Source organism: Candidatus Culexarchaeum yellowstonense (assembly GCF_024707025.1).
Lineage (GTDB): Archaea > Thermoproteota > Methanomethylicia > Culexarchaeales > Culexarchaeaceae > Culexarchaeum.
In genome coordinates this window covers 1-3,358 of sequence record NZ_JANGFQ010000163.1, presented here as the reverse complement: position 1 = coordinate 3,358, position 3,358 = coordinate 1, and the positions used below count along the sequence as shown (strand labels likewise).

Below are 3,358 nucleotides of genomic sequence, written 5' to 3'. Positions count from 1 at the left end.
AAAAACCCCTACCCTCACCATCCCTTAAATCCCAAAATAATGTTATGAATTCAAAAAATTTATTTCCTCCCACTTCTAGCTAGATGAAAATTTTGAGGAAAAGTTTAAGGAATATATGAAACAGTTGAAATCGGCTAAGAGTATTGAGGAGGTTATTAAGATTTTAAATGAGACAAAGGTTTATCTAATGGGTGCCATAGATATACAGACTAACTTCTTTTTGAAATTCGTAGGATACTATATTATTCATCAGTTGGAATTATTAGAAGCTCTCTTCACTTTTACAACGGACATCAATCAAAAACTGACTAATCTTGAAGAACGTAAACACGTATAGAGGATGAATTAGAGTTAAGAAGAAAATACAAGTAAATAAGAAGTGAATCGAATAAAACATAACGAATCAAAAATTCACTTTCCCTACTTCTGACTAGATGATGTCTCAACAATTCGATACAGTACTTCTCCCATCCTCTTTTTTGCTTCCTCAACTATCCCTGAACTTAATTTATTAAGAAAGTCTAAGAGAGCATTAACATTTCCAGCAATGACATCTATTTCCACCCCTTTATCGTAGAACCCTTCTTTAAGCTCTCTACTTACTTGTTCACGAGTCCTTTCAGGTAAATTAGCCACTATGTAAACCTGTTTAATTCCAGCTTCAATACATCCATTTGCTTCAAAACATTAATCGTAATTACCTTGGAAGTAATTAATGAATAGCTTGAAAAAACTTAAAAGTAAAAACAGCTGATATTACTGAATTGAGGGTAAAGTGACTTCAAAAATTGATTTGGAGTGAAAAATTAAATGAGTCAAAGGTATAAAAGTTTTGAAGTGTTTGGTTATATGAATAATGAGGTTATTCAATCAATTAGAAGTGAAGAGCTTAAGGAAAGGGTTCTATCAATTATAGATAAGATATTTCAAGGGAAGGAGGAGCTTTGGGGTTACATAAGGTATATTCATATGGTGGATCATGGGGAGAGGCATACCCGAAACGTTATGGATCTATTAACAAGATTCCTAGTTTACTCTCAACGTCAGCTTCTAAATGAGCTTACTGATATGGAGAAGTTTTGCTTAATATTTGCCGTATGGTTTCATGATGTGGGTGGGAGGGGTTTATCTGAACAAGATGAAAAATTCCTAAACTTCCTATACACCAGAGGAGAACATCCCTGGGTTGGAGAAAGAATTTTTATAAAAATGGCTACTCGATTCGGCTTTTCCGATGAAGAAAGACATATTATTGGGGAGATAATTCCCGCCCACTCCAGCAAGGAAAATATAGATAAGCTCCCTAAAGAAGCCATTGTAAATAACCAGCTGATAAGACCAAGACTTTTGGCAAGCATCTTAAGTTTTATTGATGCATGCGATACTCGAGAACAGAGAGTTGGAGGGGACGAAGGTGTAGAAGCTGCGCTCGAAGAAATTAAAGTTATGGAAAAAGATGTCAGGAAAAATCTGAAAGAAATGAAAGATGATCTGGAAGAAAAAAGGTATCTATATGAAATACTAAAGCTCCAGCATGAGAAAGATAAGCTTTCGAGGCTAAGAAAGAGAATGAGGAAGCTGGAAAGGAAAATAGAACTTTACGAGGCATACCTTAAATTTTATAGGGAAGCACCTGATCATTTTTATAAACATCTCTCCGTAAGAGAAGTATACTTTACTCCAGAAAGCGTCATACTAGAACCAAACTACCCTATAGGAAAAGTATACCCAAAGGGAAGGCCATTTATGGACTATTTCAACATGGCCTTAGAAGACATTAGAAAGGAATTTGAAAGAGTGAAAGGATATTTCAATGAATATGGAATAACAATTAAAGAAATTCGGGCTTATGATGAAAATAGGAATTATGTAGAAGAAGTAAAGAAACAACAGTCAGTCAAAATAGCCTTAGAAGACGCTAGAAAGGAATTCAAAAGGTTAGTCAAAAGAAGGAGAACATCTGAAATTATGTTAAATATCGGGTGGCCTTTTGAGATTTCTATACCTTTAGACTTGGCAATAGAAAGTATCTCTTCTTTTCTGAGAAGTTTGAGGAAGAAAGGGCTATAGAGCCTCCTCCGCATAGAATGTCTTTATATTCATTAAAAGAGATAGTTATAATGTCTAACATGAGTTCTGAAGAGCTGGTGATCAATGAACTATTACAAATGCTTTCTCAAGACTATGCTAATGGCAAATTTGTTCCCATATTGGAAGCTGACGTCGTTGGCTATCTCTATTATCTCTGGATCTCTAAATTCGGCGATGCAAGGAAGGTTCATTTGGATACACGCATATGTATAGCTCCCAACCAAAAATTCGATTTCGTAATTGGTGAAGTGGAATATGGTGCTGAGCGCCCTTGCATAAGAAAACCAGAAATCGTCATTGAAGTTAAATCATTCTCCTCAGGATTCACGAGTTCACAACGTAGAATTCGTTACTCTAAAGTGGAAGAACATGACATCCCAAAATTGGCAGAACTGAAGGAACCATTGGACAATCGCTACATATTGCTTTTCGATGAAGCTAACTATCTTAAAAAACTCGATACCAAAAGTAGAATGTCAAAACTAAATACGATTATTCAAGCTCGTAATGAGCGAGATCCAAAAATCAAAATAATTTATGTAGAAAGGGTAGACAAACATCTTCAATGGAAACTACTTTAGCTCACAAATAAATACATTACATGCAATATGAGCCAAATCTCAGCAGCTTCAAATGCCCATTCTCTACAGCCTGAAGAATTCAACTACTCAATAATTTGTTCACGGTAAATAAAAATACATTAAAATAAATTATTTTAGTAGTGCATTGAAGAGTTGGTTAGCCCACTCCTTATACTCCCTAATAATCCTTTCAGCTTCAGCATTTCCCTTCAACTCACTTAAAACCCGTTTAAGCGATATCAATCCATCCAGCTTCAATTCATCCTTTATCCTTTCAGTCTCAGATTCCTCAACATCCCACCAAACAAGAATCTTCCCATTAACACTTCTCCCCTCAAACCTATACTTACTAACGAAATCTTTGTTGAGAAAATGCGTCTTAAACTCCCTCTTAACTCTATCAATATTCTTTAAGGTTAGCTTCTTTAGTCGCCCCTCCAAATATGCTGGCCAACACTTAGCCTCAACAACATACAACCTTCCATCCTTCTCCAATATGAAATCCACAGCTGCAGGCTTCCCATCATACAATCCACTCCGCACATCCATATCAACAACCTTATACCCTCCAAACCTGATAAACCAAACACACAACAAATCCTCATACATCAAACCAAGAAGCTTAGCCCTAAAATTCCTAGCCCTAACTTCCTCATCAGATAAACCCTTCTCCCCAAGCTCAACAA

Annotated in this window: 4 protein-coding genes; 2 read left to right on the top strand and 2 right to left on the bottom strand. The window is 35.9% G+C overall.

Features of this window, described 5'->3' with window-relative positions:
• Positions 1–420: 420 nt before the first annotated feature.
• On the bottom strand, positions 421–636 hold the full coding sequence (locus MRT15_RS10220) for a hypothetical protein (protein ID WP_304329995.1): 216 nt from the start codon (positions 634–636) through the stop codon (positions 421–423).
• A 213-nt stretch (positions 637–849) separates the two neighbouring features.
• On the opposite strand from MRT15_RS10220, the gene MRT15_RS10215 reads away from it, so the two are divergent.
• Both MRT15_RS10215 and MRT15_RS10210 read left to right on the top strand, forming a co-directional pair.
• Positions 850–2,070: a hypothetical protein gene (locus MRT15_RS10215; protein WP_304329994.1), complete on the top strand. Its 1,221-nt coding sequence runs from the start codon at positions 850–852 to the stop codon at positions 2,068–2,070.
• A gap of 59 nt (positions 2,071–2,129) precedes the next feature.
• Positions 2,130–2,672, top strand: coding sequence for a hypothetical protein (locus MRT15_RS10210; protein ID WP_304329993.1), 543 nt, complete (start codon positions 2,130–2,132; stop codon positions 2,670–2,672).
• Positions 2,673–2,801: 129 nt separating this feature from the next.
• Here the strand turns inward: MRT15_RS10210 and MRT15_RS10205 are convergent.
• On the bottom strand, positions 2,802–3,358 hold a 557-nt coding region (locus MRT15_RS10205), incomplete at its 5' end, for a hypothetical protein (RefSeq protein ID WP_304329992.1).

Excerpts from the sequence above, each read along its gene's own strand:
- MRT15_RS10215 (WP_304329994.1), top strand. The coding sequence starts at position 850 with ATGAATAATGAGGTTATTCAATCAATTAGAAGTGAAGAGCTTAAGGAA.
- MRT15_RS10210 (WP_304329993.1), top strand. The coding sequence starts at position 2,130 with ATGAGTTCTGAAGAGCTGGTGATCAATGAACTATTACAAATGCTTTCT.